General features: G+C 40.7%; 24 protein-coding genes. 21 read left to right on the top strand and 3 right to left on the bottom strand.

What is annotated here, in order from left to right; translation table 11 throughout:
- Nucleotide 1 precedes the first annotated feature (1 nt).
- From ACYP5M_RS25270 to ACYP5M_RS25190, 17 genes are all read left to right on the top strand, one after another.
- Nucleotides 2-1,123 carry an NADH-dependent flavin oxidoreductase gene (locus ACYP5M_RS25270; RefSeq protein WP_260356967.1) on the top strand — a complete coding sequence of 374 codons (1,122 nt, stop codon included), beginning with the start codon at nucleotides 2-4 and terminating at the stop codon, nucleotides 1,121-1,123.
- A gap of 257 nt (nucleotides 1,124-1,380) precedes the next feature.
- Nucleotides 1,381-2,790, top strand: a complete 1,410-nt coding sequence (locus tag ACYP5M_RS25265; RefSeq protein ID WP_434168946.1) for a GH1 family beta-glucosidase — start codon at nucleotides 1,381-1,383, stop codon at nucleotides 2,788-2,790.
- Between the two features lie 511 nt (nucleotides 2,791-3,301).
- Nucleotides 3,302-4,942, top strand: a complete 1,641-nt coding sequence (locus ACYP5M_RS25260) for a SulP family inorganic anion transporter (protein WP_434168948.1) — start codon at nucleotides 3,302-3,304, stop codon at nucleotides 4,940-4,942.
- 85 nt (nucleotides 4,943-5,027) lie between these two features.
- Entirely contained in the window at nucleotides 5,028-5,441 is a 414-nt protein-coding gene (locus tag ACYP5M_RS25255) for a MerR family transcriptional regulator (RefSeq protein ID WP_157831082.1), read from the top strand.
- Nucleotides 5,442-5,669: 228 nt separating this feature from the next.
- Nucleotides 5,670-7,184 (top strand): carboxylesterase/lipase family protein, encoded by a 1,515-nt coding sequence (locus ACYP5M_RS25250; protein WP_459735682.1) that lies wholly within the window; start codon nucleotides 5,670-5,672, stop codon nucleotides 7,182-7,184.
- A 32-nt stretch (nucleotides 7,185-7,216) separates the two neighbouring features.
- Complete coding sequence (gene kynU / locus ACYP5M_RS25245; protein WP_434169627.1) at nucleotides 7,217-8,503, top strand: kynureninase; 1,287 nt, start codon at nucleotides 7,217-7,219, stop codon at nucleotides 8,501-8,503.
- A gap of 14 nt (nucleotides 8,504-8,517) precedes the next feature.
- Nucleotides 8,518-9,867, top strand: coding sequence for an amino acid permease (locus ACYP5M_RS25240; RefSeq protein ID WP_101224059.1), 1,350 nt, complete (start codon nucleotides 8,518-8,520; stop codon nucleotides 9,865-9,867).
- Between the two features lie 17 nt (nucleotides 9,868-9,884).
- The gene (gene kynA, locus ACYP5M_RS25235) at nucleotides 9,885-10,730 is read left to right on the top strand and encodes a tryptophan 2,3-dioxygenase (protein WP_101224058.1); all 846 of its coding nucleotides are present in this window, start codon (nucleotides 9,885-9,887) and stop codon (nucleotides 10,728-10,730) included.
- A 23-nt stretch (nucleotides 10,731-10,753) separates the two neighbouring features.
- Entirely contained in the window at nucleotides 10,754-11,407 is a 654-nt protein-coding gene (gene nadD, locus ACYP5M_RS25230) for a nicotinate (nicotinamide) nucleotide adenylyltransferase (RefSeq protein ID WP_101224057.1), read from the top strand.
- Between the two features lie 253 nt (nucleotides 11,408-11,660).
- Nucleotides 11,661-12,692 (top strand): sulfate ABC transporter substrate-binding protein, encoded by a 1,032-nt coding sequence (locus ACYP5M_RS25225; RefSeq protein WP_459735681.1) that lies wholly within the window; start codon nucleotides 11,661-11,663, stop codon nucleotides 12,690-12,692.
- A gap of 67 nt (nucleotides 12,693-12,759) precedes the next feature.
- A complete protein-coding gene (cysT, locus tag ACYP5M_RS25220) occupies nucleotides 12,760-13,599 on the top strand; it encodes a sulfate ABC transporter permease subunit CysT (RefSeq protein WP_459735680.1) in 840 nt (279 codons plus the stop codon).
- Between the two features lie 10 nt (nucleotides 13,600-13,609).
- Nucleotides 13,610-14,494, top strand: coding sequence for a sulfate ABC transporter permease subunit CysW (gene cysW, locus ACYP5M_RS25215; RefSeq protein ID WP_434168954.1), 885 nt, complete (start codon nucleotides 13,610-13,612; stop codon nucleotides 14,492-14,494).
- A gap of 10 nt (nucleotides 14,495-14,504) precedes the next feature.
- Nucleotides 14,505-15,569 carry a sulfate/molybdate ABC transporter ATP-binding protein gene (locus tag ACYP5M_RS25210; protein WP_459735679.1) on the top strand — a complete coding sequence of 355 codons (1,065 nt, stop codon included), beginning with the start codon at nucleotides 14,505-14,507 and terminating at the stop codon, nucleotides 15,567-15,569.
- 513 nt (nucleotides 15,570-16,082) lie between these two features.
- Nucleotides 16,083-17,459: a C40 family peptidase gene (locus ACYP5M_RS25205; RefSeq protein ID WP_311735923.1), complete on the top strand. Its 1,377-nt coding sequence runs from the start codon at nucleotides 16,083-16,085 to the stop codon at nucleotides 17,457-17,459.
- A gap of 196 nt (nucleotides 17,460-17,655) precedes the next feature.
- The gene (locus ACYP5M_RS25200; protein WP_101224426.1) at nucleotides 17,656-18,090 is read left to right on the top strand and encodes a hypothetical protein; all 435 of its coding nucleotides are present in this window, start codon (nucleotides 17,656-17,658) and stop codon (nucleotides 18,088-18,090) included.
- The gene (locus ACYP5M_RS25195; protein WP_076366987.1) at nucleotides 18,078-18,377 is read left to right on the top strand and encodes a YxcD family protein; all 300 of its coding nucleotides are present in this window, start codon (nucleotides 18,078-18,080) and stop codon (nucleotides 18,375-18,377) included. The genes ACYP5M_RS25200 and ACYP5M_RS25195 overlap by 13 nt, the downstream gene beginning before the upstream one ends.
- Before the next feature lie 235 nt (nucleotides 18,378-18,612).
- Nucleotides 18,613-19,587 (top strand): aldose 1-epimerase, encoded by a 975-nt coding sequence (locus ACYP5M_RS25190; protein WP_459735678.1) that lies wholly within the window; start codon nucleotides 18,613-18,615, stop codon nucleotides 19,585-19,587.
- Between the two features lie 40 nt (nucleotides 19,588-19,627).
- Here the strand turns inward: ACYP5M_RS25190 and ACYP5M_RS25185 are convergent, their stop codons facing one another.
- Nucleotides 19,628-21,016, bottom strand: a complete 1,389-nt coding sequence (locus ACYP5M_RS25185; protein WP_101224051.1) for an amino acid permease — start codon at nucleotides 21,014-21,016, stop codon at nucleotides 19,628-19,630.
- 523 nt (nucleotides 21,017-21,539) lie between these two features.
- On the opposite strand from ACYP5M_RS25185, the gene ACYP5M_RS25180 reads away from it, so the two are divergent.
- The 3 genes from ACYP5M_RS25180 (at nucleotide 21,540) to ACYP5M_RS25170 (ending at nucleotide 23,615) form a co-directional block, all read left to right on the top strand.
- Complete coding sequence (locus tag ACYP5M_RS25180) at nucleotides 21,540-21,707, top strand: YezD family protein (RefSeq protein WP_101224050.1); 168 nt, start codon at nucleotides 21,540-21,542, stop codon at nucleotides 21,705-21,707.
- Between the two features lie 432 nt (nucleotides 21,708-22,139).
- Complete coding sequence (locus ACYP5M_RS25175) at nucleotides 22,140-22,925, top strand: serine hydrolase (protein WP_459735677.1); 786 nt, start codon at nucleotides 22,140-22,142, stop codon at nucleotides 22,923-22,925.
- Between the two features lie 84 nt (nucleotides 22,926-23,009).
- Entirely contained in the window at nucleotides 23,010-23,615 is a 606-nt protein-coding gene (locus ACYP5M_RS25170; RefSeq protein ID WP_459735676.1) for a YdcF family protein, read from the top strand.
- Nucleotides 23,616-23,649: 34 nt separating this feature from the next.
- On the opposite strand, the gene ACYP5M_RS25165 is transcribed toward ACYP5M_RS25170, so the two are convergent.
- Nucleotides 23,650-23,910: a hypothetical protein gene (locus ACYP5M_RS25165; protein WP_101224047.1), complete on the bottom strand. Its 261-nt coding sequence runs from the start codon at nucleotides 23,908-23,910 to the stop codon at nucleotides 23,650-23,652.
- Between the two features lie 288 nt (nucleotides 23,911-24,198).
- Between ACYP5M_RS25165 and cspC the strand changes: the two genes are divergently transcribed.
- Nucleotides 24,199-24,399: a cold shock protein CspC gene (cspC, locus tag ACYP5M_RS25160; protein ID WP_034314312.1), complete on the top strand. Its 201-nt coding sequence runs from the start codon at nucleotides 24,199-24,201 to the stop codon at nucleotides 24,397-24,399.
- Between the two features lie 124 nt (nucleotides 24,400-24,523).
- Here the strand turns inward: cspC and ACYP5M_RS25155 are convergent, their stop codons facing one another.
- Nucleotides 24,524-24,691 carry a hypothetical protein gene (locus ACYP5M_RS25155; protein WP_164855016.1) on the bottom strand — a complete coding sequence of 56 codons (168 nt, stop codon included), beginning with the start codon at nucleotides 24,689-24,691 and terminating at the stop codon, nucleotides 24,524-24,526.
- Nucleotides 24,692-24,820: the final 129 nt, after the last annotated feature.

Here is a 24,820-nt window from a genome sequence, read left to right as displayed (position 1 = left end):
CATGAATCAAAAATACGAAAAGATTTTTCAACCATATATATTTCCATCAGGGGTAGAAGTGAAAAATCGTATCATGATGGCTCCTATGACCACTTATTCTTCAGATGATCAAGGCGTTGTAACCGATGATGAACTGGCCTATTACGCTGAACGCTCGGCTGGTGTAGGTGCGGTGGTCACGGCATGTGCCTATGTATCTGCTGGAGGCAAGGGATTCCCAGGCCAACTTAGTGCAGATGACGATTTCTTTATCCCTTCCTTGAGAAAACTAGCCGAAACGATTCAGTCCAACGGCTCAAAAGCGATCCTGCAAATATATCATGGAGGCCGGCAAAGTCCGCCGGAATTATTGCCTGATAACCAACCTGTTTCTGCAAGTGCCATCGCTTCCAGCGAGGAAGCACCTGTACCGCGGGAAATGAGTGAAGATGAAATACAAGACATTATTAAGGCATTTGGAGAAGCAACAAGAAGGGCAATCGAAGCAGGATTCGATGGTGTGGAAATCCATGGTGCCAATACGTACTTGCTGCAGCAATTCTTCTCGCCACACTCGAACCGTCGTACGGATAACTGGGGTGGAACACTGGGAAAACGATTGATTTTCCCGCTTACCATTGTGAATGAAGTCGAGAAAACGGTTGCTGAGCATGCGAAAAAGCCGTTTATCATCGGCTACCGCCTTTCTCCTGAAGAAGGCAGCAATCCTGGAATCACATTAGATGATACGATTCAATTCGTTGATAGATTAGCGAATCAAAACCTGGATTATCTACATATATCGGTAGGCCACTTCTGGAATGGCTCATTCCGCGAGAGTGATAGGACAAAGTCACGCATCGTCAAAATTTACGATAAAGTAGGTAATCGTATCCCTGTTGTCGGTGTAGGCTCACTGCATACACCCGATGAAGTTGCGGAAGCTATGGAAACGGGTGTCCCTTTTATCGCCCTTGGCCGTGAACTTCTTATGGAACCGCATTGGATTGAAAAAATCAGGTCTGGAAAAGAAGCGGAAATACGGACCACTCTTTCAAAGAAAGATCAGGATGAACTGGTCATTCCAGATCCGCTTTGGGAAAAGTTGATTGGGATAAAAGGTTGGCTCCCGGTTGTGGAGTGATTGCCTTGAATATATGTGTAACCCGTCCTCCTTAGGTGGACGGGTTTTTGTATATGTTCATATGAAACTATAAATCAATCATCTACAGCTAGAAAAAGAGAGGTTGATTCAGCAGAATTCTGGATTTAATCATTCCCTGATAGTAAATACTATCTTTAAGGCTTATGTTTTACGTGAATTAAAAATTAATATTTGTGCCAATGAATAAAATATATTATTATAAATTTAATAAGAGGGTATGAAATGGAGGGTTATAATTGAAGTTTCCACACGATTTTTTATTAGGAGCAGCTTCCGCTTCTTTTCAAATAGAAGGAGCATGGGATGAAGATGGTAAAGGTATAACGAATTGGGATGTCTTCTCGAAGATACCGGGGAAAACATATGAAGGTACAAACGGTGATGTAGCGATAGACCATTATCATCGTTACAAAGAAGATATTAAATTAATGGCAGAGATGGGACTTGAATCATATCGGTTTTCCATTTCATGGGCACGTATTTTGCCAACCGGTGACGGGGAAATCAATGAAAAAGGTTTGGAATTTTATAATAATGTTATTAATGAATGTTTAAAATATGGGATTGTTCCATTTGTTACGCTGTATCATTGGGATTTGCCTTTGACGCTTGAACAAGATGGGGGATGGACGAATAAGCGAACAGCTGAAGCATTCGTCAAGTATGCGGAGATTTGTTTTCGCGCATTCGGAGACCGCGTCAAACATTGGATCACGTTTAATGAAACGGTTATGTTTTGCGGTTTAGGGTATTTAAAAGGAGCGCACCCGCCTGGAATCCAAAACGATGAAAATAAATACTTTCAAGCGACACATTACGTTTTTTATGCACATGCCAAAGCGGTAGAGGTATACAAGGCACTGAATCATTACGGTGAAATTGGGATTACCCATGTATTCCTGCCAGCTTATAGTATTGATGACAAACATGAGAATGTATTAGCTGCTAGGCATGCCAATGAATATGAAACTTTTTGGTATTATGACCCAATTTTAAAAGGTGAATATCCAGCTTATGTGGTTGAGCAATTAAAGGAGAAAGGCTGGACACCAAGCTGGACCGAAGAAGAACTGGATACGCTAAAAAGAAATGCGGGGAAAAATGATTTTATCGGACTCAATTATTACCAGCCCATTCGTGTGGAAAAAAATGGGGAAGTCATTTCAAACATGGAGCATTCAAGAGAAACATCCACTCTAGCTCCAGGAAACCCGTCTTTTGATGGCTTTTATCGGACCGTGAAAATGGAAGATAAAACATATACAAAATGGGGCTGGGAAATCTCACCTCAAGGATTCTTAGATGGGCTGCATATGTTAAAAGAGCGTTATGGTGATATTAAAATGTATGTTACAGAAAACGGACTTGGTGATGAGGATCCGATTATCGATGGTGAAATAGTGGATGTTCCCCGTATTAAATATATTGAGGAGCACTTAAAAGTGATTAAGCGGGCAATCAACGAAGGCATACATTTAAAAGGATATTACGCATGGTCTGTCATTGATCTATTAAGTTGGTTAAACGGGTATAAGAAGCAATACGGATTTATTTATGTGGATCATCATGATCAGTTAAACCGGAAAAAGAAGCTGTCGTTTCATTGGTATAAACATATTATCGAGACGAGAGGAGAAGAGCTGTAAACTGAAAGAAAACTTATATAGAGCCTTGAGTTTTTATAGAGCATGTTTTGAGCAATCTTTCTCAAAACATGCTTTTTCTATTGGCCATTAATCAAGTTTTCCGGTATGGGGAATTAGTCCAAAGTTCAAACCTCCTGATTCATAGTCTGAATCTCCGGCTTCAAATTAACTAGACTGGAAACATGGTCCCGGATTGTAATATAAATGTAAAAATATGCAAAAAGTTGTAAACAAATGTTAACGTTGCTAACAATGTACAGTTTTACGTTTTACTGTATAATGTTGAAGCGTGGTAGAGGCCATGTCAAATAACTTAACATAAGGAGATTACATATGACGATTATTTCTTAGCTTTGAAAAGTCCCCCCGCATGGTTTGTCCCGTTGAAAAAACCTACAATAGTCAGATTAATTTTGATCAAGCAACTCCCTCTAAAATGAAAGAAAGTCATTTTTCCTGATGATGGTAGATCCCAACTAAAAAAACGACTAAGGATGTGAGTTTTAAAAAGATGATAAAAGATTCTAGATTTAAAGGGTATAATATGAAGGGTTTTCAAAAGGACGTAACGGCAGGATTGGTCGTAGGTGTTGTGGCCATCCCTTTAGGATTGGCTTTTGCAATTGCTTCAGGCGTCGAACCGATATACGGGTTATATACGACCATCATCGCAGGAATCCTCATATCGATTTTGGGTGGCTCCAAGTATCAAATTGGAGGGCCAACCGGGGCGTTCGTTCCTTTATTATTTGGAATCGTTATGCAATATGGGTATGAAAGCCTGCTAATTGCCGGGTTTTTAGCGGGGATTATGTTAGTCCTGATGGGTCTGCTTAAGTTAGGCAATTTGATGAAGTTCATTCCCCGTCCCGTCATCATTGGATTTACAACAGGAATTGCGATAATAATCTTTTCAGGGCAAATTGCCAACTTCTTTGGTATGAAAGTGGAAAAACATGAAGCGTTCATGGATAACATGAAGGAACTGGTGATTAAAGCAGACACGATCAATCTATATAGTGTGATTGTTGCGATTATATGTTTTGTCGTCATACTGCTGGCACCTAGACTTTTGCCACGAGTGCCAGGACCGCTTCTGGGTTTGCTGATTTCCACAATTGCAGCTTACTTTTTATTTCCCGATAAGGTGGCTACGATTGGTTCTACGTATGGAGCGATTCCGAAAGGTTTTCCGCAATTCCAAGTGCCGGAGCTATCAGTGGAAGTCATTATCACACTCCTTCCCGTTGCTTTTACGATTGCCTTGTTAGGCGGTGTCGAGTCATTGTTATCCGCTACCGTGGCCGATAACATGGGGGGGACCAAGCATGATAGTAATAAGGAATTGGTTGGGCAAGGAATCGCGAACATCGCGACCCCATTCTTCGGGGGGATACCTGCGACAGGTGCCATTGCCAGGACAGCTACCAATATAAAAAGCGGGGCAGCCTCCCCGATGTCCGGAGTCATTCACGGAATTGTCGTTTTACTGGTTTTGCTGGTGCTTTCTCCATATGCAGCGCATATACCTTTGGCTAGCATGGCGCCCATATTGATGTTTGTTGCCTGGAATATGAGTGAAAGAAAGGAATTCGCTCATGTATTGAAAACGAAGACGGCGGATTCTGCGGTTTTGCTAGTCACCTTCCTTGTCACAGTCTTCACTGATTTAATCATGGGGGTAGGAATTGGCTTATTGATTGCCTTCATCACCTTCATTGCAAAAATGAGCCACACGTTAAAAGTCAGGGAAAGAAGTCATGAGATTACCGAGATAGTCCCAATTGATAATTCGGATTCAAAGATCAATGTGTATAACTTGGAAGGTCCCCTCTTCTTTGGTTCGATAGACGTCCTGGAGTCATCGATATTGGAGAACTTGGATAATAAGACGAAAGTGTTGGTAATAAGCATGCGCCGGGTAACATATATGGACACTTCAGCAGAGGCTGCACTATTGGCGATTGTTAATCGCATCGGAAAATATAAGGGGAAATTAATCATTTCCGGAATTCAGCAGCAACCCAAGGAATTGTTACTCAGCACTGGTCTGTATCATAAAATAGATAAACAGCACTTTTTTAATTCGAAGGAAGATGCCCTGTATTTTGCCAAGAAGCAGTTGAAGGGCAATTCGGATAAAGTAGTCTAATAGTTTCATCCTCGAAGTCACCTTTTTGGATAGTTATGTTATAGTATCGTTAACAGTAGATTTTTAAAAGAAGGTGACTATCTGGGTGAATATATATCGGATTGGCCAGCTTGCTGAACTTGCGAATGTTTCGAGAAGAACCATTGACTATTACACACAATTAGGAATGCTGAACTATGAAAAAACTGGGTCAAGATATCGGTATTACACAGAAGATGCTTTAAATCGTCTTCAAATGATTAATCGGTATAAAGAACAGAATATGCCTTTGACTGAAATCAAGGAACGGTTACAAGTCTGGTCTGAAACCACTGTTGATTCTGAGCAAGTGCTCTTGATGGTGGACAAGCTATCTACAGACCTTAAAGGACTGGAGAATGAATTGCTGGAATTAAAGCCTTTATTGGAACAGCTCGATGAACAGCAATTAACATATGCTGCACAACAGCTTTCCGTTCGGGGCAGCTCTTTATTGAGTATCCTTGCCATGCTCGCCTAAGCTTTTTGCCAAGTTCAACAAAAAAGACCTGATTGGGTCTTTTTTTGTTAACTGGCCATTTAATGAAAACTTCAAACTCATGAGGATAACCTGACTTTATATACGATAGCGGTACTTTATTTTGGAAGAACGGAGTCTATAGATCTTTTTTCAATAAAGATGAAGGATATAAGGGAATGGAAAAAGAAGAACTTAAGTATCTACTACTATATGAAGAGGTGAAAGGGAATGATTGGATCGATAGTTACGACGGTAAAAGGACATCTTCAAGGTACTATGGAAAACGATATATGCGTTTGGCGTGGAGTCAGGTATGCGAAAGCGCCGATTGAGGGTCTGCGTTTCCTCTCGCCGGAGCCAGTTGATAAGTGGAGCGGTGTCCTGGATGCTGTGGATTTTGGTCCGATTCCCCCGCAGCCGATGGATCGGGCGGTAAGGACAGGAATGACGGGAAATGAAAAAATGGATGAGGATTGCTTGTTCCTGAATATTTGGTCGCCTAGGGCAGATGATAAAAAACGCCCGGTCATGGTGTGGATTCCTGGAGGAGCATACATAACGGGAGCTGGATCCCTTGATATGTACAATGGACATTTACTGGCTAAGAATGGAGATGTAGTCGTAGTAAGCATCAACTATAGGCTGGGGGCACTGGGATATCTGGATTTTTCCGAGTTTGCAGTTGATGGGGAAATATTTGAAACCAATTTAGGTTTACGTGATCAAGTTGCGTCTCTGAAATGGGTTAATGAAAATATAGAAGCGTTTGGCGGCGACCCTGATAATGTTACGATATTTGGTGAATCAGCTGGTGGCAATGCGGTGACGACTTTACTTACTGTTCCTTCAGCTAGAGGTCTTTTTAAACAGGCCATTGCGGAAAGTCCTGCTCCGACATCTGTTTACGGAAAAGGATTTGCTCGCCAATTCAGTGAAAGGTTCCTTGAAATATTGGGCATTGGAAAGGATGAAATCCACCGCTTAAAGACGCTTCCAGTTCAAGAGATTGTCACGGCTTCCTACCAACTCTTGCAGGAAAATTCACAGGCCATGCCGGGCTCATTATCATTTGGACCTGTCGTAGATGGTGACTTCCTGCCCGATTATCCACTAGATTCGATTCGATCCGGAAAAGCAAAGGGAATACCCTTGCTTATAGGAACAAATAGGGACGAAGCGACGTTATTCGACCAGATGGATCCCCCATTAATTCCAACTAATGCGGCGATGATTCAGAAAATGTTCGATAACACTGATCCAGAGGCGAAAGAACGAATTACGAATGCTTATTTAAACTACCCAGAAAAGGAAGCTGTGCTTGGCATTGGCCGTGATGCGACTTTCCATATTCCCTCGGTTTGGTATGCGGAGGCATACAGCCGCTTTGAAAAAACATGGATGTATCGTTTTGATTATAAAACGGCGGCAATGCGCATAAGTAAATTAGGGGCGACGCATGGTATGGAAATCCCTTTTGCTTTCCAGACTTTTGACTCGGCATTTGGGAAACGGATTGTTTCATATGGTTCAAGGTCAGCTGCCCTGAAGGTTTCCCATAGAATGCAGGGCCATTGGGTCAACTTTGCGAAATATGGAAACCCCAATCCCCCGGAAGGAGAAATCTGGCCGAAATATGATGAAAGAAATCACTACACAATGATTTTTGATAAAAAGGATTATATTGAAAAAGATCCTGACAGAATGATAAGGTTGGCATGGGAAGGGGTAGGGATCTACAAGTGAAAAAAAGTGGCTTGGAAGGAAGCGGGGAGAACATGGATATCAATAATTTCATGTCAACGAAAGAGTATGCGAAAACTTTGGATCAGGAAGATCCATTAGTTTCTTACAGAGAGGAGTTCTACTTGAACCCCGGAATGATTTATATGGATGGCAACTCATTGGGACTTTTATCAAAGCGGGCTGAGAAAAGTTTAATGAAGTCATTGGAAGATTGGAAAAGGTATGGAATCGATGGGTGGACGGAAGGCACCGAGCCCTGGTTTTACTTTTCTGAGAGATTGGGTGAATTGAGTGCCCCGTTGGTAGGAGCTTTAGAGGATGAAGTGATAATGGGAGGGTCGACTACAGCTAATCTGCATCAGCTTGCGGCCACTTTTTTTGAACCGAGAGCTGGCAGGAATAAGATTTTGGCGGATGAACTAACCTTCCCGAGTGATATCTATGCACTTCAAAGCCAGCTCCGATTGCATGGGCTTGATCCTTCGGCACACTTGGTTCAGGTGAAAAGCCGAGATGGTAAATTCCTTGAAGAAGAAGACATCATTGAAGAGATGAACGAGGAAATAGCGTTGATTGTACTTCCGACGGTTTTATATCGAAGCGGACAGATCCTTGATATGGAGAGGTTAACAAAGGAAGCGCATGCGCGTGGAATCATGATAGGATTCGATGCCTGTCATTCCGTGGGGGCCATCCCGCATTTGTTTGACAACTGGGAAGTGGATTTCGCGTTTTGGTGTAATTATAAGCATTTGAATGGCGGACCAGGATGTGTAGCGGGGTTATATGTGAACCGTAAGCATTTTGCAAGGATGCCCGGGTTGGCTGGATGGTTTGGGTCGCGGAAAGATAGGCAGTTCGATATGGAACATACCTTTACCCAGGCAAATTCGGCAGGTGCCTTTCAAATTGGAACTCCCCATATATTAAGCATGGCCCCCCTTTTAGGCTCGCTTGAAATGTTTGCGGAAGCGGGGATAGAACAAGTCCGGAAGAAATCCTTGAAGCTGACTCAATATCTTATGGATTTAGTACATTCGGAATTGACGGGATATGGATTTGAGATTGGGAGCCCAAGGCATGAAGCAAAAAGGGGCGGTCATATCATCCTTGAACATCCAGAAGCTGCAAGAATATGTAAAGCATTGAAACAAGAGGCCATCATTCCCGATTATCGTGAACCGAATATGATTCGTTTAGCACCTGTTGCTCTTTATACCTCTTTTCAGGAAGTCTATGAAACTGTACAGGTGCTTAAGAAGATCATGGACGGCAGAATATATGAAAACTATGAAAATAAAAGGGGAATCATTGCCTAGAATGGGAGCAACATATGGAGAAAAATAAACTGCATCGTGAATTATCATCGAATCAAATCACCATGATAGCCATGGGATGTGCAATTGGCACCGGGTTATTCTTGGGTAGCGGCCTTGCGATTTCAACGGCAGGTCCAAGTGTACTTATCAGCTATGCAATAGGTGCATTCATTGTCCTTCTGCTGATGGGCTGTTTGGCGGAAATGACTGTAGCCTATCCAACATCGGGATCCTTTGGTACCATTGCTGAAAAATATATAAGTCCATTTGCGGGTTTTGTTGTGAGGTATTCATATTGGATAGCGAATGTTCTTGCCATTGGTGTCGAAGTGAGTGCCATCGCTGTTTATATGAAATATTGGTTCCCGGCTGTACCTGGAAGTGTTTGGATTTTCCTTTTTGCTGCACTGCTAATCTATGTAAATGCGACGAGTGTCAATACATTCGGGAATTTTGAGTATGTATTTTCAATGATCAAGATAAGCGCCATTGTCATATTCATTCTACTTGGCGCCTATGTGGTGATTGGCGCAGGACCTTCAAGCGGGATCGGTGTAGAGAACTATGCCAATGATGGAGGTTTTATGCCTTTCGGCTTTTGGGGGCTCTGGGTCGCCATATTCATTTCGCTTTTCAGCTTTTTAGGAACTGAGTTGATTGCGGTGACGGCGGGAGAAGCAAAGGATCCGGATATAGCCGTCCCTAAAGCTTTGAAGGCTACTGTCTTCAGGCTTGCCACTTTTTATGTACTGACTATCGGGATCATGTTAATGATTGTTCCCTGGCAATCTGCCGGTATTGACAAAAGCCCATTTGTTAAGGTAATGGAAATCCTGAATGTTCCCGGGGCATCGGGAATAATGAATTTCATTATTTTAACCGCTGCTTTATCCGCTATGAATAGTCAATTATATGCCTCCACCAGAATGATATTTTCGTTATCCGAGCAAAAGCAGGCTCCAGCCCTATTTCAAAAAGTGAGCAGGAAAGGTGTCCCGGTAAGGGCACTTCTCATATCCACTTTAGGAATATTTCTTGCTGCAGGAGTAAAGGTCCTGCTTCCGGATACTTCATATGCATTCATGATGGGGATATCAATGTTCGGAGCCATTTTAACCTGGTTCATGGTGTTCATTTCCCATTTATATTTCAGGAAGAGATGGGAGAAATCAGGTGGCCGCAAATTACCGGTTAAAATGTATGGATTTCCATATCTAACGATTCTTGGTGCATTACTTTTGTTTGCTTTGACGGTATCTACCTGGTTCACTGGCCCATTTAAAATCGTGCTCCAGTTCGGGGTTCCTTGGCTGATCTTTCTTTGCATCATTTATTTTTTGATGTCGAAATTCAAAAGAAAGTAAAGGGAAAGAGGGATAGTATGGATAAGGGTCCAAGAGATGAACATCGTTTGGAAGAAAGTATGGTAACTGATTTTGAAAAAGATATGTCCTATGGGGACTATCTGCATTTAAATCAAATTTTATCAAGTCAGCATCGACTTTCCGGCCATCACGATGAAATGCTGTTCATCATCATTCACCAAACAAGTGAATTGTGGATGAAATTGATAATCCATGAATTGACTGCGGCAACTGATCATATTGAGGCAGGACATTTGGAGCCTTCCTTTAAGATGCTATCCAGAGTGGCCAGGATCCAACAGCAACTAGTTCAATCTTGGAATGTGCTTTCGACCTTGACGCCATCCGATTATATGGAATTCCGGGAGAAACTAGGAAACTCTTCAGGGTTTCAATCATTTCAGAACAGGTTGATAGAATTTGCGATGGGTCAAAAGAATTCGCAAATATTGGCCGTTTTCCGTCATCAGCCCGAGCTTTATGAGTCGATGATGGCAGCCTTGAATAAACCAAGTATTTATGATGCGGCTTTAGGTGCTTTGGCTGCAAGAGGGCTTCCTATTGATCAATCGGTCCTGAAGAGGGATTGGTCTTTAATTTATCAGGAAAATGCAAGTGTTGAAAAAGCATGGCTGACCGTTTACCGCGATGTGCATAACTACTGGGATTTGTATGAGCTGGCCGAAAAACTCGTTGATATTGGAAGTCAACAACAATTCTGGAGATTCAATCATATGAGTACTGTAGAACGGATCATCGGTAATAAAAAGGGAACTGGCGGATCGTCAGGTGTAAGTTATCTGAAGAAAGTGGTCGAACAGCCATTTTTTCCTGAGCTTTGGACATTAAGGACCAAACTGTAAGCTTTGACTGGGGGGATATCAGGATGGGCAAAATTGGAGTATATGGATCTTCCTTCGATCCGGTCACGAACGTGCATTTATGGACAGCATCCACCATTGCGCATCGTGCTAAGCTAGACAAGGTGATTTTTTTACCTTGCTCAAATGGCCGTATCGATAAACAGATGAAAACGAGCAATGAACACCGTTGGGAAATGCTCAAGCTGGCAATAGGGGGCAACCCGTTATTCGAAGTCAGTGATTATGAAATTAATGAACGTGCCGGGACGAGTAAACAATATACTTGGTATACGATGGAATATTTTAAATCACGATTTCCAAAGGACGAAGTTTACTTCATAATGGGTGCAGATTTACTTGAAGATATTGATAATCAGGAGCTGCCGGTACACTTACGATGGAAATTCAGGGAAAAACTGATTGCAAATCATAAATTCATCGTCATGGCACGGGATGGGATCGATATGCTGAAAATCATATCCAAAAGTCCATTGCTAAGGAATTATGATGATGGAAATACATTTCACCTTATTGATAAAGGCCTTTCCATGGAAATCAGTTCTACATATATAAGGGATGAATTCGCGATGGGCGGGGAACCAAGGTATTTACTGCCTGATCAGTGTTATCAGTATATCTTGGACAATAGGCTGTATCAAAAAGCTTCAGATTCATAATAAGTATTAAAAAGGGCTCGATCTCCCCGTTGGATCGAGCCCTTTTCATGTGATGGAATTCTTAAACTTGCAAAAGGTGAATGAATTTAAATAAAAGGACATGAAATACCTAGTTGACAACTGGGTAAACTTTGCTTTATGGTAATGATATACAAAAAAATACTTGCTGATCAGAGAACTGAAGGCATACTATCTCCTGAATAATTGAAAGGGAAATAGCATGCCTTTTTTGTTGTAAAAAAGGGGGAAGCTCATGAAAAAGGTAATGTTATTAATAAGTTTGATTTTAGCATTCGGTGTACTTGCGGGATGCAACTCGGAAAAAACGGAAGGCGGCGGGACATCAAAGTCAGTCGAGCTTTTGAATGTATCATATGATCCGACAAGGGAATTGTACCAGGAATTCAATGAAGCGTTCGTGAAGCACTGGAAAGAAGAATCCGGTCAGGATGTAACGATTCAGCAATCACATGGCGGATCTGGTAAACAGGGCAGGGCAGTTATTGATGGATTGGAGGCGGATGTCGTTACTTTGGCATTGGCTTATGATATTGATGCCATTTATGAAGCTAGTAATTTGTTAGCGAAGGACTGGCAAAAACGTTTACCGGAGAACTCGACACCATACACATCAACCATTGTGTTTTTGGTAAAAAAGGATAATCCTAAAGGCATTAAAGATTGGGATGATCTGATTAAAAAGAATGTATCCGTCATTACTCCAAATCCAAAGACAAGCGGAGGGGCAAGGTGGAATTACCTGGCTGCCTGGGCTTATGCGGAGAAAAATTTCGATAATGACGAAACAAAAGTGAAGGATTTCATGAAAAAACTTTATCAGAATGTTGAAGTCCTGGATTCAGGGGCACGCGGTGCAACGACCACTTTTGTGGAAAGGGGAATTGGTGACGTATTAATCGCTTGGGAGAATGAAGCCTATTTAACCCTGGAAGAATTCGGTGATGACAAATATGAAATCGTCAATCCTTCAATCAGTATATTAGCAGAGCCACCGGTAGCTGTTGTCGATGAAGTGGTCGAGAAAAAAGGAACAAAGGAAGTGGCAGAAGCTTACCTGGAATACCTCTATACGGATGCCGGTCAGGAAATTGCCGCGAAAAATTTCTATCGTCCGAGGGATGAGAAGGTTCTTGCCGAATATGAAGATCAATTTGCCAATATCGATATGGTGACTGTTGATGATACATTTGGCGGCTGGAAAAAAGCCCAGGAAACACATTTTAATGATGGTGGCACATTTGACGGGATTTATCAACAGCAATAAGCATGAAGGAGAAGATGGCTTTAACATCTTCTCCTTCATAAATCAGAAAAAGGGTTGAGGCGAAGCGATGAATATAGTGACTGAAGGTAAACAGACGAAAAAGAGGACCATACCCGGTTTTGGATTGACGATGGGTTTTACGCTGCTGTATCTCTCCATCATCGTTTTGATCCCGTTATCGATGGTTTTTCTAAACACATTTTCAATGGGGTTCCAGGATTTTTGGGCGACCATAACTGAACCAAGGGTTCTCGCTTCTTATAAATTGAGTTTCATGACAGCGTTAACTGCGGCCTTTGTGAACGCAGTTTTTGGTGTGTTAATTGCCTGGGTGCTTACTCGTTATGAGTTTCCCGGCAAACGGATCATCGATGGACTGGTTGATTTGCCTTTTGCCCTCCCGACTGCCGTGGCAGGGATTACGTTGACCACCTTGTATTCACCGAACGGATGGATCGGGCAATTATTCAGCTTTAAGGTCGCTTTCACTCCCGCAGGGATCATCATCGCCCTAATATTTATCGGTCTTCCATTCGTGGTGCGGATGGTTCAACCGGTGCTTGAAAATATCGAAAAAGGGATGGAGGAAGCATCTGCCTCTTTAGGGGCGAATCGAATGCAGACATTCATTAAAATTATCTTCCCGGAATTGATTCCAGCGATATTGACGGGTTTTGCACTTTCTTTTGCGAGGGCACTTGGAGAGTATGGGTCAGTTGTCTTCATTGCCGGAAATATGCCGTTTAAAACGGAGATTTCCCCGCTGATCATCATGACAAAGCTTGAACAGTATGATTATGAAGGTGCAACAGCTGTTGCAGCCGTCATGCTCATTATTACATTTATAATCTTATTCACCATCAATATCTTACAATGGTGGACCAGCAAAAGATATTCAGGGAAGTAGGAGGGATATGATGGAACATGATAATTCAGTTGTTGCAAATGCGAATCACCCAGTCATTACTACGAGAAACGCAACTAAAGAGCCTAAATCCATACAGTGGATCCTCATATCCATTGTATTACTATTTCTCACTTTGTTTTTAGTCGTCCCATTAATCGCGATCTTTGTAAAAGCATTTGAAAAAGGTGCCGAAGCTTATTTTGCGGCCATTGTCCATCCTGATGCCGTGGCTGCGATTAAGTTAACATTGATCGTTGTCCTCATCACCTTGCCACTCAATGCCATATTTGGAGTGGTTGCCGCGTGGACCATAACAAAATATGATTTCAAGGGAAAAAACTTCTTAATAACATTGATAGATTTGCCTTTTTCCGTTTCACCCGTCATTGCCGGGTTGATTTTTGTCCTTCTGTTCGGCTTGCATGGAACACTTGGTCCACTGCTGCAATCTCTTGACATTAAAGTGATCTTTTCAATACCAGGGATTGTCATCGCCTCCATTTTCATTACCTTCCCATTCATTGCGCGCGAATTGATCCCGCTCATGCAAAACCAGGGGACGTCTGAAGAAGAGGCATCACTCACGCTGGGTGCGGGAGGGTTTAAGACATTTTGGTATGTGACGCTTCCCAATATAAAATGGGGACTTCTATATGGGGTCATCCTTTGCAATGCAAGGATAATCGGGGAGTTTGGAGCTGTATCGGTCGTATCGGGCCATATACGTGGCATGACCAATACGATGCCGCTACATATTGAAATCTTATACAATGAATATCAATTTTCGGCCGCTTTTGCCGTTGCATCCCTGATGTCCATTTTTGCAATCATAACCTTGATTATTAAGAGCTTCATAGAGTGGAAAACTGACTTTAAATCAACCAAAGCGAGATAGGAGGAATGAAATGAGTATCATCATTGAAAATGTTACAAAATATTACGGGTCCTATCAAGCACTCCGGAACATCGATCTGGAAATAAAGAGCGGTGAACTTGTAGCCCTGCTTGGCCCTTCAGGATCGGGAAAAACGTCATTACTGCGTATCATCGCGGGTCTTGAACAGGCTGAGAACGGAAAGATCCTTTTTAATGAAGAGAATTACACGCATAAACATGTAAAAGATCGAAATGTGGGTTTCGTCTTTCAGCATTATGCCCTTTTTCGCAATATGACCATTTTTGATAATATTGCCTATGGATTAAAGGTCCGACCTAGAAAAATAAGGCCGAGTAAAGAAGTTATTGCACAAAAGGTTACCGAATTGCTTCAACTCGTCAAGCTGGAAGGATATAAAGATCGTTATCCATCGCAATTATCAGGCGGCCAGCGCCAGCGTGTCGCTTTGGCAAGGGCACTTGCCGTTGAACCGAATATCCTCTTGCTTGATGAACCATTCGGGGCATTGGATGCCAAGGTTCGCAAAGAACTTCGGCGTTGGCTAAGAAGACTTCATGATGAATTCAATGTTACAAGTGTATTCGTGACGCATGATCAGGAAGAGGCGATGGATGTTGCTGATCGGGTCGTTATCATGAATGAAGGGAAAATTGAACAGATTGGAACTCCGGAAGAAGTTTATGATCACCCGGAAAATCCATTCGTTTATGATTTTCTTGGCAGTGTCAATCTTTTCAAGGGCAACGTTCACCAAGGGAAATTGGTAACTGGGAATGTGGAAATGAATGCCCCGGACAGTGAAGATGGAGCGGGAACTGGTTATGTAAGGGCGCATAACTTTATCATGGAAAGAGAACCAACGGAAAAGGGTTCGATCGCATCCATAATTGACCACATTCATACAATTGGCCCCATCGTCCGGATAGAAGTCATTCGTCAGGATACAAACGAACCGCTGGAAATCGAACTGACGAAAGAACAATATATGAATCTGGAAATAAGCAAAGGAGAAAGGGTATTCGTCCGACCGAAAGAATTGAAAGTATTTGTCGACTTTATGGCTGGAATTTAAGGATGGGTCGAATATTGACGGAAAAACCGCTGATGAGCGGTTTTTTTTGGTGAATGCTAGCAGCCCTTCCCGTATGAAGGGTAAATGAGCTGCAATCTGTTCCAAAAGGGCTACCGTGCATTCACAGTTGGTGAGTTTTTGCCTGCCAATAGTCTATGGTCCCTTGGTGCTAAACACTAGATAGAAAGTCTTGCATCAGAATACGAAGGTGATTATGTAATATATTGGATGTTTTATCTCGTGGAAAAGTCGAATTTTTATGTTTAATGTTAAAATTGAAATATAATTGTAATATTGTTATTACGCATTTGACAAAATCTGATGATATACTACGACTTAGATGAAAATATAGTAGAGTTTAAGAAATGTATTTAATATTATCTCAACCTTAGAAGATTACATAAAGAGTAAAAAAAATAGAGAAGAGTTCCCAGCAATTTATTTTGACTAATCATTTTTCATAGAGAAAAAGAAGTGGGTCGATGGAAATGCAAGGGGAGGAAAGCAGGGGAAATGAGTTTGAAGAAAAAACTTATCGTATTGAACACGACAATTATGCTTGGATTAGGAAGCGCTTTTGCCATACCGTCTGTAAAAGCTGAATCTATCACGGATATTCAATCGCAACGCACAGGAATACAATCAGATATTTCAGAGGCAGAACAAGTTATTCAACAATTGAAAAAAGAACAATCGAAAATGAATGCCCAAATTGCCCAGATCGAATCGGCAATGAAAGAAAATGATCAAAAAATCAAAGATACTAAACAAGAAATTAAAGACACCGAAAAAGACATAGAATCTTTAAAGAAAGAAATTAAAGCGTTGGAAGAAAGAATCGCAAAACGCGAGGAAGTCTTGAAAGAGCGCGCGCTTTCATTCCAAGAGAGCGGCGGGGACGTTGAGTACCTAGAAGTTGTTTTAGGCTCTAAAAGCTTTGGTGAATTCGTTAATCGTGTTGGAGCGGTAGCCACTATCGTGGAAGCTGACCAACAGATTCTTAGCGAGCAGGAAGCGGATAAAGCTGACTTAGAGAAAAAACAAGCGACCGTTGAGAAAAAATTGCAAAGCCTTAAGGATATGGAAGTAGAGCTTAAAGGCATGCAATCCCAAATTAAAGATCAAAAAGCTGAAACTGTCAACATGAAGGCTAAGATTGTAAAGAAGGAATCGGAAACAGAAGCACTAAAACAATCTTTAGAGAATAAAGATGCCGGTTTAGAAGCACAAATAGCATCCATCCGTGAAAATATCAAAAAAGAGGAAGAACGTAAAGCAGCAGAGAAAGCAGATCTTGACCGTGCTGCTGAAGAAGTGAGTTCTTCAAATTCTTCCAGTGAAGGATCATCAAGCTCTTCTAGGGAAGAATCAACAAGTTCTTCTAAAGGCGAAGTTTCGGCAAAAAGCTCATCTAAAGGTGAATCATCTTCAAATTCATCTGAAAACAGTTCTGCTGCAAAACCTGCAGCCAGTAAAACTGAAACATCAAGCAAACCAAGCAGTGCAAATACAGGCTCTGCCATTACAGCAGGTTATAAATATATCGGTAACTCCACATATAAATTTGGTGGCGGAAGAACGGCATCCGATATTGCTAACGGTCTTTTCGATTGTTCAGGATTCGTTGCATGGGCTTATAAACAAGCTGGTGTGAACCTTCCAGCAAGTACGGATGCATTGAAAGGTGCAGGACGTCAAGTATCTAAGAGTCAAATACAACCTGGAGATTTAGTGTTCTTCAATACCTATAAAACTGATGGACATGTCGGTATTTATGTCGGCGGCGGCAAATTTATCGGTTCCCAAAGTTCAACAGGTGTTGCAATCGCCAATATGGAAAGCGGATATTGGGCAGGTGTATTCAACGGCCGTGTCGTTCGTGTAAACTAATAGTTCTATAATAAGCAGGGGAGAAAATGCCCCTGCTTATTTTTTTTGAAAAAAATCGAAAAAAATGAAACTTATTTTGAAATTCAACGTAAATACTATAAGATAAAATAAGGATAGGTGATGTGGACTTCAGTAACTCTGGGAAAACATATAAAGAAACATCATTCCATACTATAAACGGAGGCAAAAAAACATGATGAAAAAATTTATGGCTGCATTACTTACAATTACACTAGCATTCTCGCCAGTCGGCACTTATGTATTCCAGGATCATACGGAATCAGTCGATGCAAGGGGTTACAAGTCAGGAAAAAGAAGCTTTAACAGCAACAACAATAATAATTCGAATTTCCAAAATAAAGAAACGAAGAAGTCAGATGCTACTACTACTAATAAAGCTAAGAGTGGAAACACATTCACAAAAGGCGGCTTAATGAAAGGAATTATGCTAGGTGGATTGGCAGGTTTACTTTTTGGAAGCCTATTCGCCAATATGGGAATGCTTGGTTCTATACTTGGTCTATTAATCAACGTGTTGGCGGTTGTGGTATTAATCGTTGTAATCCGTAAAATATTCACGTATTTCAAAGATAAGAAGAAGAAAGAGGATACAAACCCATGGAGAGGCTAAAGATATCCGAACAAGATATCATCAATGCGGTTTGTGTTTACATTGCCCGTAAAAAGCAAGTACAGCCCAATGAGGTGGAAGTGGAGTTAATGTATGATGATGATTATGGCTTTTCGGCGGAAGCGTTTGTCGATGGCCGAAAACAAGTGTTAATTACCATCAACTTGATAGAAGCGCTTCGCTTATGGCTGGATGAATATATGAATAAAGATCCATACTCGGGTATTGAACTTGTTTTGGATGATGAAGAAGGCATAGTGGCTTTAGTAAGTGAAAGTAATAGATAAATAAAAAAAGGATGCCGTAACGGCATCCTTTTTTTATTTAATAAGGTACAACTTGATCGATGTGAGGGAAAAAGATAATAGAGAAATAGAAAAATAGCAAACAAAGCATAATGCTAGATTGCCAACACATATTTTAAACACAGATAGATTATAATGAATTATATTTTCCATTTGTTGCAAAAAATGGTCTGCGGAAGTAGGATGGATATATGTTCAAGTCAAAGGAGGAGAATAAGTGACAGGTTACATGGAAGATATCACTTTTTTAAATGAAAAGGCCATAAAGTTCGGCAATGAAAAAGTGGAAGCGATACTTGCGCCATCTTTAGGAAGCAATCTGCTTTCGTTTAAGTACAAGCAAAAGGATATTGAGGTGCTGCGAACTCCGGTTAGTCTGGAAGAGTATAAAAAGGCTCCCATTTTATACGGAATGCCTATCTTGTTTCCTCCTAATCGAATTGAAGCTGGTCAATTTACATATAAGGGGACTGTGTATAGGTTTCCGGTCAATGAAACGGAAAAATTTAATCATATACATGGTTTTTTACATGACAAGCCTTGGAAAGTCTGCAAAAAGGAAGTGAACGGGAAAGAAATTGTCATTAATACTGAATTTTCAAGCAGTGAGTTTGATTTAAAAGATAGCTTTCCACATGATATCACTGTGAATATGTCTTTAACTTTAAGGGATGAATCATTGGATATACAATTGGAAATCACCAACAAGGGCAATGAACCCTTTCCGTGGGGGGCAGGTTATCATACAGTATTCAATTTTCCATTTGGACCAGGGGGGAAATTAGAGGATTGCAGAATATCCCTTCCCGTCAATAAACATTGGGAGTTGAATGAAAGGTCATTGCCCACTGGTGCAATTCATGAAACGGCCGATACATTGGAAATCCAAAACGGCTTTAGCTTGGAGGGCCGGCTGTTTGATGACCTATTTGGCTATGATGAGGAAAGAGCCCTCGAGAACGAGTGCATTCTCACTGACCAAGAGGCAGGCATACAGGTCATCTATCATGCTGATCAACACTTTAAGTTTTGGGTATTATTCAACCAGGAGGGGTTCGCCTGTCCTGAACCATATACATGGGTAACGAATGCTCCTAATTTGGATTTGTCTGCAAAATTGACTGGATTGAGGGAGCTAAGATCAGGTGATACGGTTCAGCTGAGAACTAGATTGGCAATAAAGGATATATAAAAAAACACCTTGGCACTTATTAATGCCAAGGTGTTTAAGGTTATGCTTTTTTTCTCATCCAGAGTGGGTATAGGACGATTCCGAATACATATAAGGCAATGCCAAGTATGAATGTATTCATATCGGCTGTACCTGTCTTGATGACCCAGATCGAGTAGATTAAAGCCAGGATGGTGATAATTCCATCACGTACCCTTGAGCCTTTCATGATGTCATAGGTTTCCCCAGTCATGACCAGTTTCAATTGATACAAAACGGATGCAAGATACGGGATCAAGTAAGCGAGTGTAGCGACGATCATCGAAAATTTATAAGCCTCCAAAATCGTACCCGAAATAGTGGAGAATAAGAATATCTGTGTCATGATATTTGTTATTGTCATAGAACGGACGGGTGTGCCATTTTTGTTCGCTTTCGCAAAGTAGGCTGGAAACAAATCCGATTTCGCTGCCTGGTAAGGAACTTCTGAGGCAACGACAATCCATCCGATTGTCGATCCCAATAAGGAAATGACGGCAAGAGCAGCCATTAAATACGTGCCGCTTGAACCAACTACTGCTTGTAGTGCGTCAACAAGCGGTTTTTGTGATATTTTCAACTCGTCTTGTGATATGGCACCCATCGTCAATAAAGTAATGCCGATATAAATGGCAACAGCGATGAGTAAACCAAAAATCGTCGCTTTCTTTACATCATTTTGTGACTTGGCACGGTTTGAAAGCATGACGGCAGCTTCGATACCGATGAAGGCCCATAATGTTGAAATTGCAGCAGCATTCACTTGATCACCTAAAGAGACGGCTGAACCTGCCTTATCATAAAATTCAGCTCCGTTTCCTAGATTGGAAGTATCGAAGATGAATATCGTGATAATGATGAAAAATAAGAATCCAAGCACTTTGGTAACTGTAGCAAAAAGATTCATTTTCCCAGCACTGTTAAAACTTCTTACCAAGATTGCCTGAATCCCCCAAAGGGCAATGGAACATACCGCAAACGTTAATGCTTTACCTAGTTCAAGTTGAAACGAACCTGCAGTATAAATCACTTTCGTGCTATGCATCACCGGGAAAAACGTTGATAGGTAACCAGCAAATGAAATGATGACAGAAGCTGTCGCAGCCCAATTCGCAGCCCAATAGCCCCAAGCCATGCTATACCCTGAAACCCTTCCTTTAGCAGGAGATTTAAATAATGATTGAGCATAACTTTGTGGTCCAGCCTTCAAATCCGGTTTTCGGACTGCCAGGTTACCAAACACCAAAGCTATTAGAAAAACCCCCAGTCCAGTAACAATCCATGCCAATGTGGCCCCTAATGGACTGGATACCTGTGCTAATTGAGCAGGGAGCATGAAAATTCCGCCGCCGACCATATTTCCAATTACGAAAGTGGTCAAAATCAATAAACCCCATTTTTTATTTACCATTTATATCGAACCTTTCTTATATACAAAGTGTGTGTTTATACCGACAACTTATACTAAAATAGTATATCTCAAATAGTTTAGTTTGGTAAAGTGGTAAATAAGTAAAATGTAAAACGCAGACTAATCAGAAAATTTAAAAGTATTATTGACAATAGGAGAAAATTGGATTATATTAGTAAATACCAAGTTAATTGGTAAGAATAATATGGTTTGTTGCTTGGATTTTATTTTTCTATAACATAAGCAACTCCCGAATATTGCCGATTAGTCAACTAAAGGCACCCTTACATCTAATCTGTTAGATGGCGGGTGCCTTTTATTTTTTATAGTGAAGGGAGGGGAATATGGAGTTCCTATTAACTGGTTATTCTTATTCGGAAAGTAAAGTGATGAGGATATGATAGGTAAACCAAGTTCCTCAAGAAAACATTGAAAGTGGGAAGCACCTGCGTTTTTCATGGGATCACTTTTAACATTAGGCATGAAACGAAGCTTTATTACCAGTAGTGAAGGGGAGAGATATATGGAAAAGAAAGAAGAAATGAAAATCAGGCATATCATTTCAAGCTTGGAAGATCTGCAATATGGATCAGTTTTAATAACCGTACATGATGGTAAAATCACACAGGTGGATACAACCGAGAAGAAACGATTCCCATTAGCGAAGAGCCGGGCAGTTAATGCCAGATGAATAATGGTTATTGAGGGAGCTTTCGATATGAAGGCTCTTAAACTGTAGACAAAATCGATAATAATTAAGATTGGCAACGTTTTTTTGAGGGAGTGTAAAATATGTTCGTTGATTTCCTCTCCAGGCACTCGCTTTCCGCGGGCGGTCCGGGAGCCTCCTCGGCGCTCTTGGCGCCTGTGGGGTCTCCCTTGGACGCGCCTTTTCCCGCAGGAGTCTCGCACCCTCCGTTCAAATCAACTAGTTTAAAAATTCAGACGGACCCCTTTTGTCAATAAACTCGGAGCTTTCGATATGAAGGCTCTTTTTTTATACAAAAAATCATTCAATTTGGAATTTATAAGAAGATTGTACTGCTTTTAACATGGTAGAATAAGTTAGGGTATAAGGATTTTTATAGGGATTATATGATATATAAGGGAGGAACAGGGATAGATGACCTTAAAGACTATAGAACATGATATCTTGGCATTAGTTGAAACATTTAATGGGAGAATCGCATATAAAATTGAAAATGGTCTTGGGGACACGATTGGATATCATGAGAATGAATCCTTTCAATCAGCGAGTTTAATCAAAATACCAATGATCATCGAAGGTTATCGTCAAAGTGAACAAAAGAAAATCTATTTGAACCAACCAGTGACCATCCCGCCTAATGAAGTGACTGGGGGATCCGGGGTGCTGCATGTCTTATCGAACAAGGTATTTTTAACTGTAGAGGATTTATTGACATTGATGATAACTGTTTCCGACAATACATCCACGAATATGATGATGAACCTGCTAGGCTTTGAGGGAATCAATCAATGCATCAAGGAACTTGGTTTGAAAAATACTGTCCTCGAACGAAAAATGCAGGATTTTAAGGCACTAAAAGAAGGGCGCGACAATACCATATCGGCGGAAGATACGATCACCTGCTTAAAAGCCATACATACAGGCAACTTTTTAACGAAAGAAAGCCAGGAAAGAATCTTGCGTGTACTTGACAATCAGCAATTAAGGGATAAACTTCCATCACTGATGGGCAGAGGGGTCAAGGTCGCAAGCAAAACGGGCGGAATTCGAGGAGTTGCCCATGATTGCGCAATCATTCGGTCAGAAACACAAACTGTTTATGCTGCAGTTCTTACTGAAGATATGAAATCAGAGGAAGAAAGCCGTCAAGTAATCAGTAAAATTGGAAAATTGATATATGATGACATGGTTACAGAATAAGCTGTTGAATGCAATATTTTTGGAAGAGCGGGAAGTCATTCATGATTTCCCGCTCTGTATTTATGAGGGAGTCAGTCGGAAAGCATGATATATAAGGAAAGAAAAAAACGGGGAAAAACTTTAAAGAAATTTTGTGTGATTTGCGTTATTGCAGTACTGGGGTATTTTGGTTTTTTGCACATGAAAATTCAAGGAACCATTCACCAGCAAATTCCGGGAAATGCTGATTATCTCATTATTCTTGGAGCAAGGGTCAAAGGTTTGGTGCTTTCATTATCCTTACAATACAGGATTGATAAAACTGCAGAGTATTTATCGGCTAATAAACAGACAGTGGCCATTGTATCTGGCGGCAAAGGGCCGGGAGAAGAAATATCGGAAGCAAAAGCCATGCAACAGGGACTAATCGCCCAGGGAATTGAAGAAGCACGCATCATGATGGAAGACAAATCTACAACAACTCACGAAAATATTGTTTTCTCAAAAGAACTCATTCCTGATACAGCAGCTTCAGGATTGATCGTTAGTAATGACTTTCATATCTACCGGGCAGTAGAAATAGCAAAAAGAGAAGGCTTGGACATGAAGGGACTGCCGGCAAAGACACCAAGAGTGTCACTATTGAAATCATATACCCGTGAATATCTGGCAATTACCAAATACTATATGACCGGTTTAATTGGGAGGTAAATTGGAATTCTTTTAAAGATGTGGGGTGGTTTCATTATTCGACTTCCACGACAACATTAGGCACTTCCCAAAAATCTTTCTCTTGATATAGCTCCTTAAGTGTTTTATAAACGGGATACCCGGTATAGGAAATCTCGACTCGTTCATCAGCATCCACTTCTTCCACATCTATATCATCAACAAAACCAAGTTGATCATCGATTTCCATTAAATAATATCCGAGTGCCTCATACCCGCTATAGGCTACAATAACCTTACTGTCAAAACCGCTATTAGAAACTTTGTAATATTTCATTGAGTGACCTCCTTGTTGTAATTCTTAAAGTGAAAATCGTACGGTTTGTTATTACTCTGATATACCCATTAATTATTATCTGAATCATTAAATTGGATAAATAAAGAAAATAGGAAGGCAAAAAGAATGTGAAGCCACCTTAAAATATCACTGGATAATTTGCTATCTGCATCAATTCATGTTAATCTAATAAAGAATTGTTTTTGGTTGTGGAAGAGGATACTCGTTATTTTCCAAATGATTAAAAATAGTAATACAATGTGTGTTATGCACTAGGAGGCAACAACAATGGAACAAGGTACAGTTAAATGGTTTAATGCAGAAAAAGGTTTTGGATTTATCGAACGCGAAAACGGAGACGATGTATTCGTACATTTCTCAGCTATCCAAAGCGAAGGCTTCAAATCTTTAGACGAAGGTCAAAAAGTAACTTTCGAAGTTGAGCAAGGTGCACGTGGAGCTCAAGCTGCTAACGTTCAAAAAGCTTAATTTTTAAATTAAATCGTAACCTATATGAACAGACTTCCTCGATGGGAGTCTGTTTTTTATTGTGCTATAAAATGAAAGCAAAAAAAATCCCACTCTGACTGAGTAGGTTTTTAGTGACTTGTCATTAAGCTTTTTTTAATTCTTCTTCAAAGAAAAAAGTAGTCGGATGTTCTTTAACAGTATAAGAATATCTTTTCATGTTTTTTACATATGCCCATTTATTAATGGTTACTGATTCATTAGTATCCTGAATAGTTACTGTTTCACCAGTATTATACTTATTGCTTTTCAATTTAGCCACCCTCTTTAATAATAGTATAACATATTTGGCAATGAAAGATGTGTTCAAGATATTCCAATGATATATGAGGTGTGTAAAATCATCAGGCTTTCATTATTTTGAATGATATAAAGAGGAAGT

Source organism: Peribacillus sp. N1 (genome assembly GCF_054600815.1).
Note: the sequence above shows the minus strand (reverse complement) of the source record. Positions and strands in the feature narration are given on the sequence as shown.

Excerpts from the sequence above, each read along its gene's own strand:
- kynA (WP_101224058.1), top strand. The coding sequence starts at position 9,885 with ATGGATAAGGGTCCAAGAGATGAACATCGTTTGGAAGAAAGTATGGTA.
- ACYP5M_RS25185 (WP_101224051.1), bottom strand. The coding sequence starts at position 21,016 with ATGGTAAATAAAAAATGGGGTTTATTGATTTTGACCACTTTCGTAATT.
- ACYP5M_RS25200 (WP_101224426.1), top strand. The coding sequence starts at position 17,656 with ATGAAAAAATTTATGGCTGCATTACTTACAATTACACTAGCATTCTCG.
- ACYP5M_RS25180 (WP_101224050.1), top strand. The coding sequence starts at position 21,540 with ATGGAAAAGAAAGAAGAAATGAAAATCAGGCATATCATTTCAAGCTTG.
- ACYP5M_RS25165 (WP_101224047.1), bottom strand. The coding sequence starts at position 23,910 with ATGAAATATTACAAAGTTTCTAATAGCGGTTTTGACAGTAAGGTTATT.
- ACYP5M_RS25250 (WP_459735682.1), top strand. The coding sequence starts at position 5,670 with ATGATTGGATCGATAGTTACGACGGTAAAAGGACATCTTCAAGGTACT.
- ACYP5M_RS25270 (WP_260356967.1), top strand. The coding sequence starts at position 2 with ATGAATCAAAAATACGAAAAGATTTTTCAACCATATATATTTCCATCA.
- nadD (WP_101224057.1), top strand. The coding sequence starts at position 10,754 with ATGGGCAAAATTGGAGTATATGGATCTTCCTTCGATCCGGTCACGAAC.
- cysT (WP_459735680.1), top strand. The coding sequence starts at position 12,760 with ATGAATATAGTGACTGAAGGTAAACAGACGAAAAAGAGGACCATACCC.
- ACYP5M_RS25205 (WP_311735923.1), top strand. The coding sequence starts at position 16,083 with ATGAGTTTGAAGAAAAAACTTATCGTATTGAACACGACAATTATGCTT.
- ACYP5M_RS25260 (WP_434168948.1), top strand. The coding sequence starts at position 3,302 with ATGATAAAAGATTCTAGATTTAAAGGGTATAATATGAAGGGTTTTCAA.
- ACYP5M_RS25175 (WP_459735677.1), top strand. The coding sequence starts at position 22,140 with ATGACCTTAAAGACTATAGAACATGATATCTTGGCATTAGTTGAAACA.
- ACYP5M_RS25170 (WP_459735676.1), top strand. The coding sequence starts at position 23,010 with ATGATATATAAGGAAAGAAAAAAACGGGGAAAAACTTTAAAGAAATTT.
- ACYP5M_RS25240 (WP_101224059.1), top strand. The coding sequence starts at position 8,518 with ATGGAGAAAAATAAACTGCATCGTGAATTATCATCGAATCAAATCACC.
- cysW (WP_434168954.1), top strand. The coding sequence starts at position 13,610 with ATGGAACATGATAATTCAGTTGTTGCAAATGCGAATCACCCAGTCATT.
- ACYP5M_RS25225 (WP_459735681.1), top strand. The coding sequence starts at position 11,661 with ATGAAAAAGGTAATGTTATTAATAAGTTTGATTTTAGCATTCGGTGTA.
- cspC (WP_034314312.1), top strand. The coding sequence starts at position 24,199 with ATGGAACAAGGTACAGTTAAATGGTTTAATGCAGAAAAAGGTTTTGGA.
- ACYP5M_RS25195 (WP_076366987.1), top strand. The coding sequence starts at position 18,078 with ATGGAGAGGCTAAAGATATCCGAACAAGATATCATCAATGCGGTTTGT.
- ACYP5M_RS25210 (WP_459735679.1), top strand. The coding sequence starts at position 14,505 with ATGAGTATCATCATTGAAAATGTTACAAAATATTACGGGTCCTATCAA.
- kynU (WP_434169627.1), top strand. The coding sequence starts at position 7,217 with ATGGATATCAATAATTTCATGTCAACGAAAGAGTATGCGAAAACTTTG.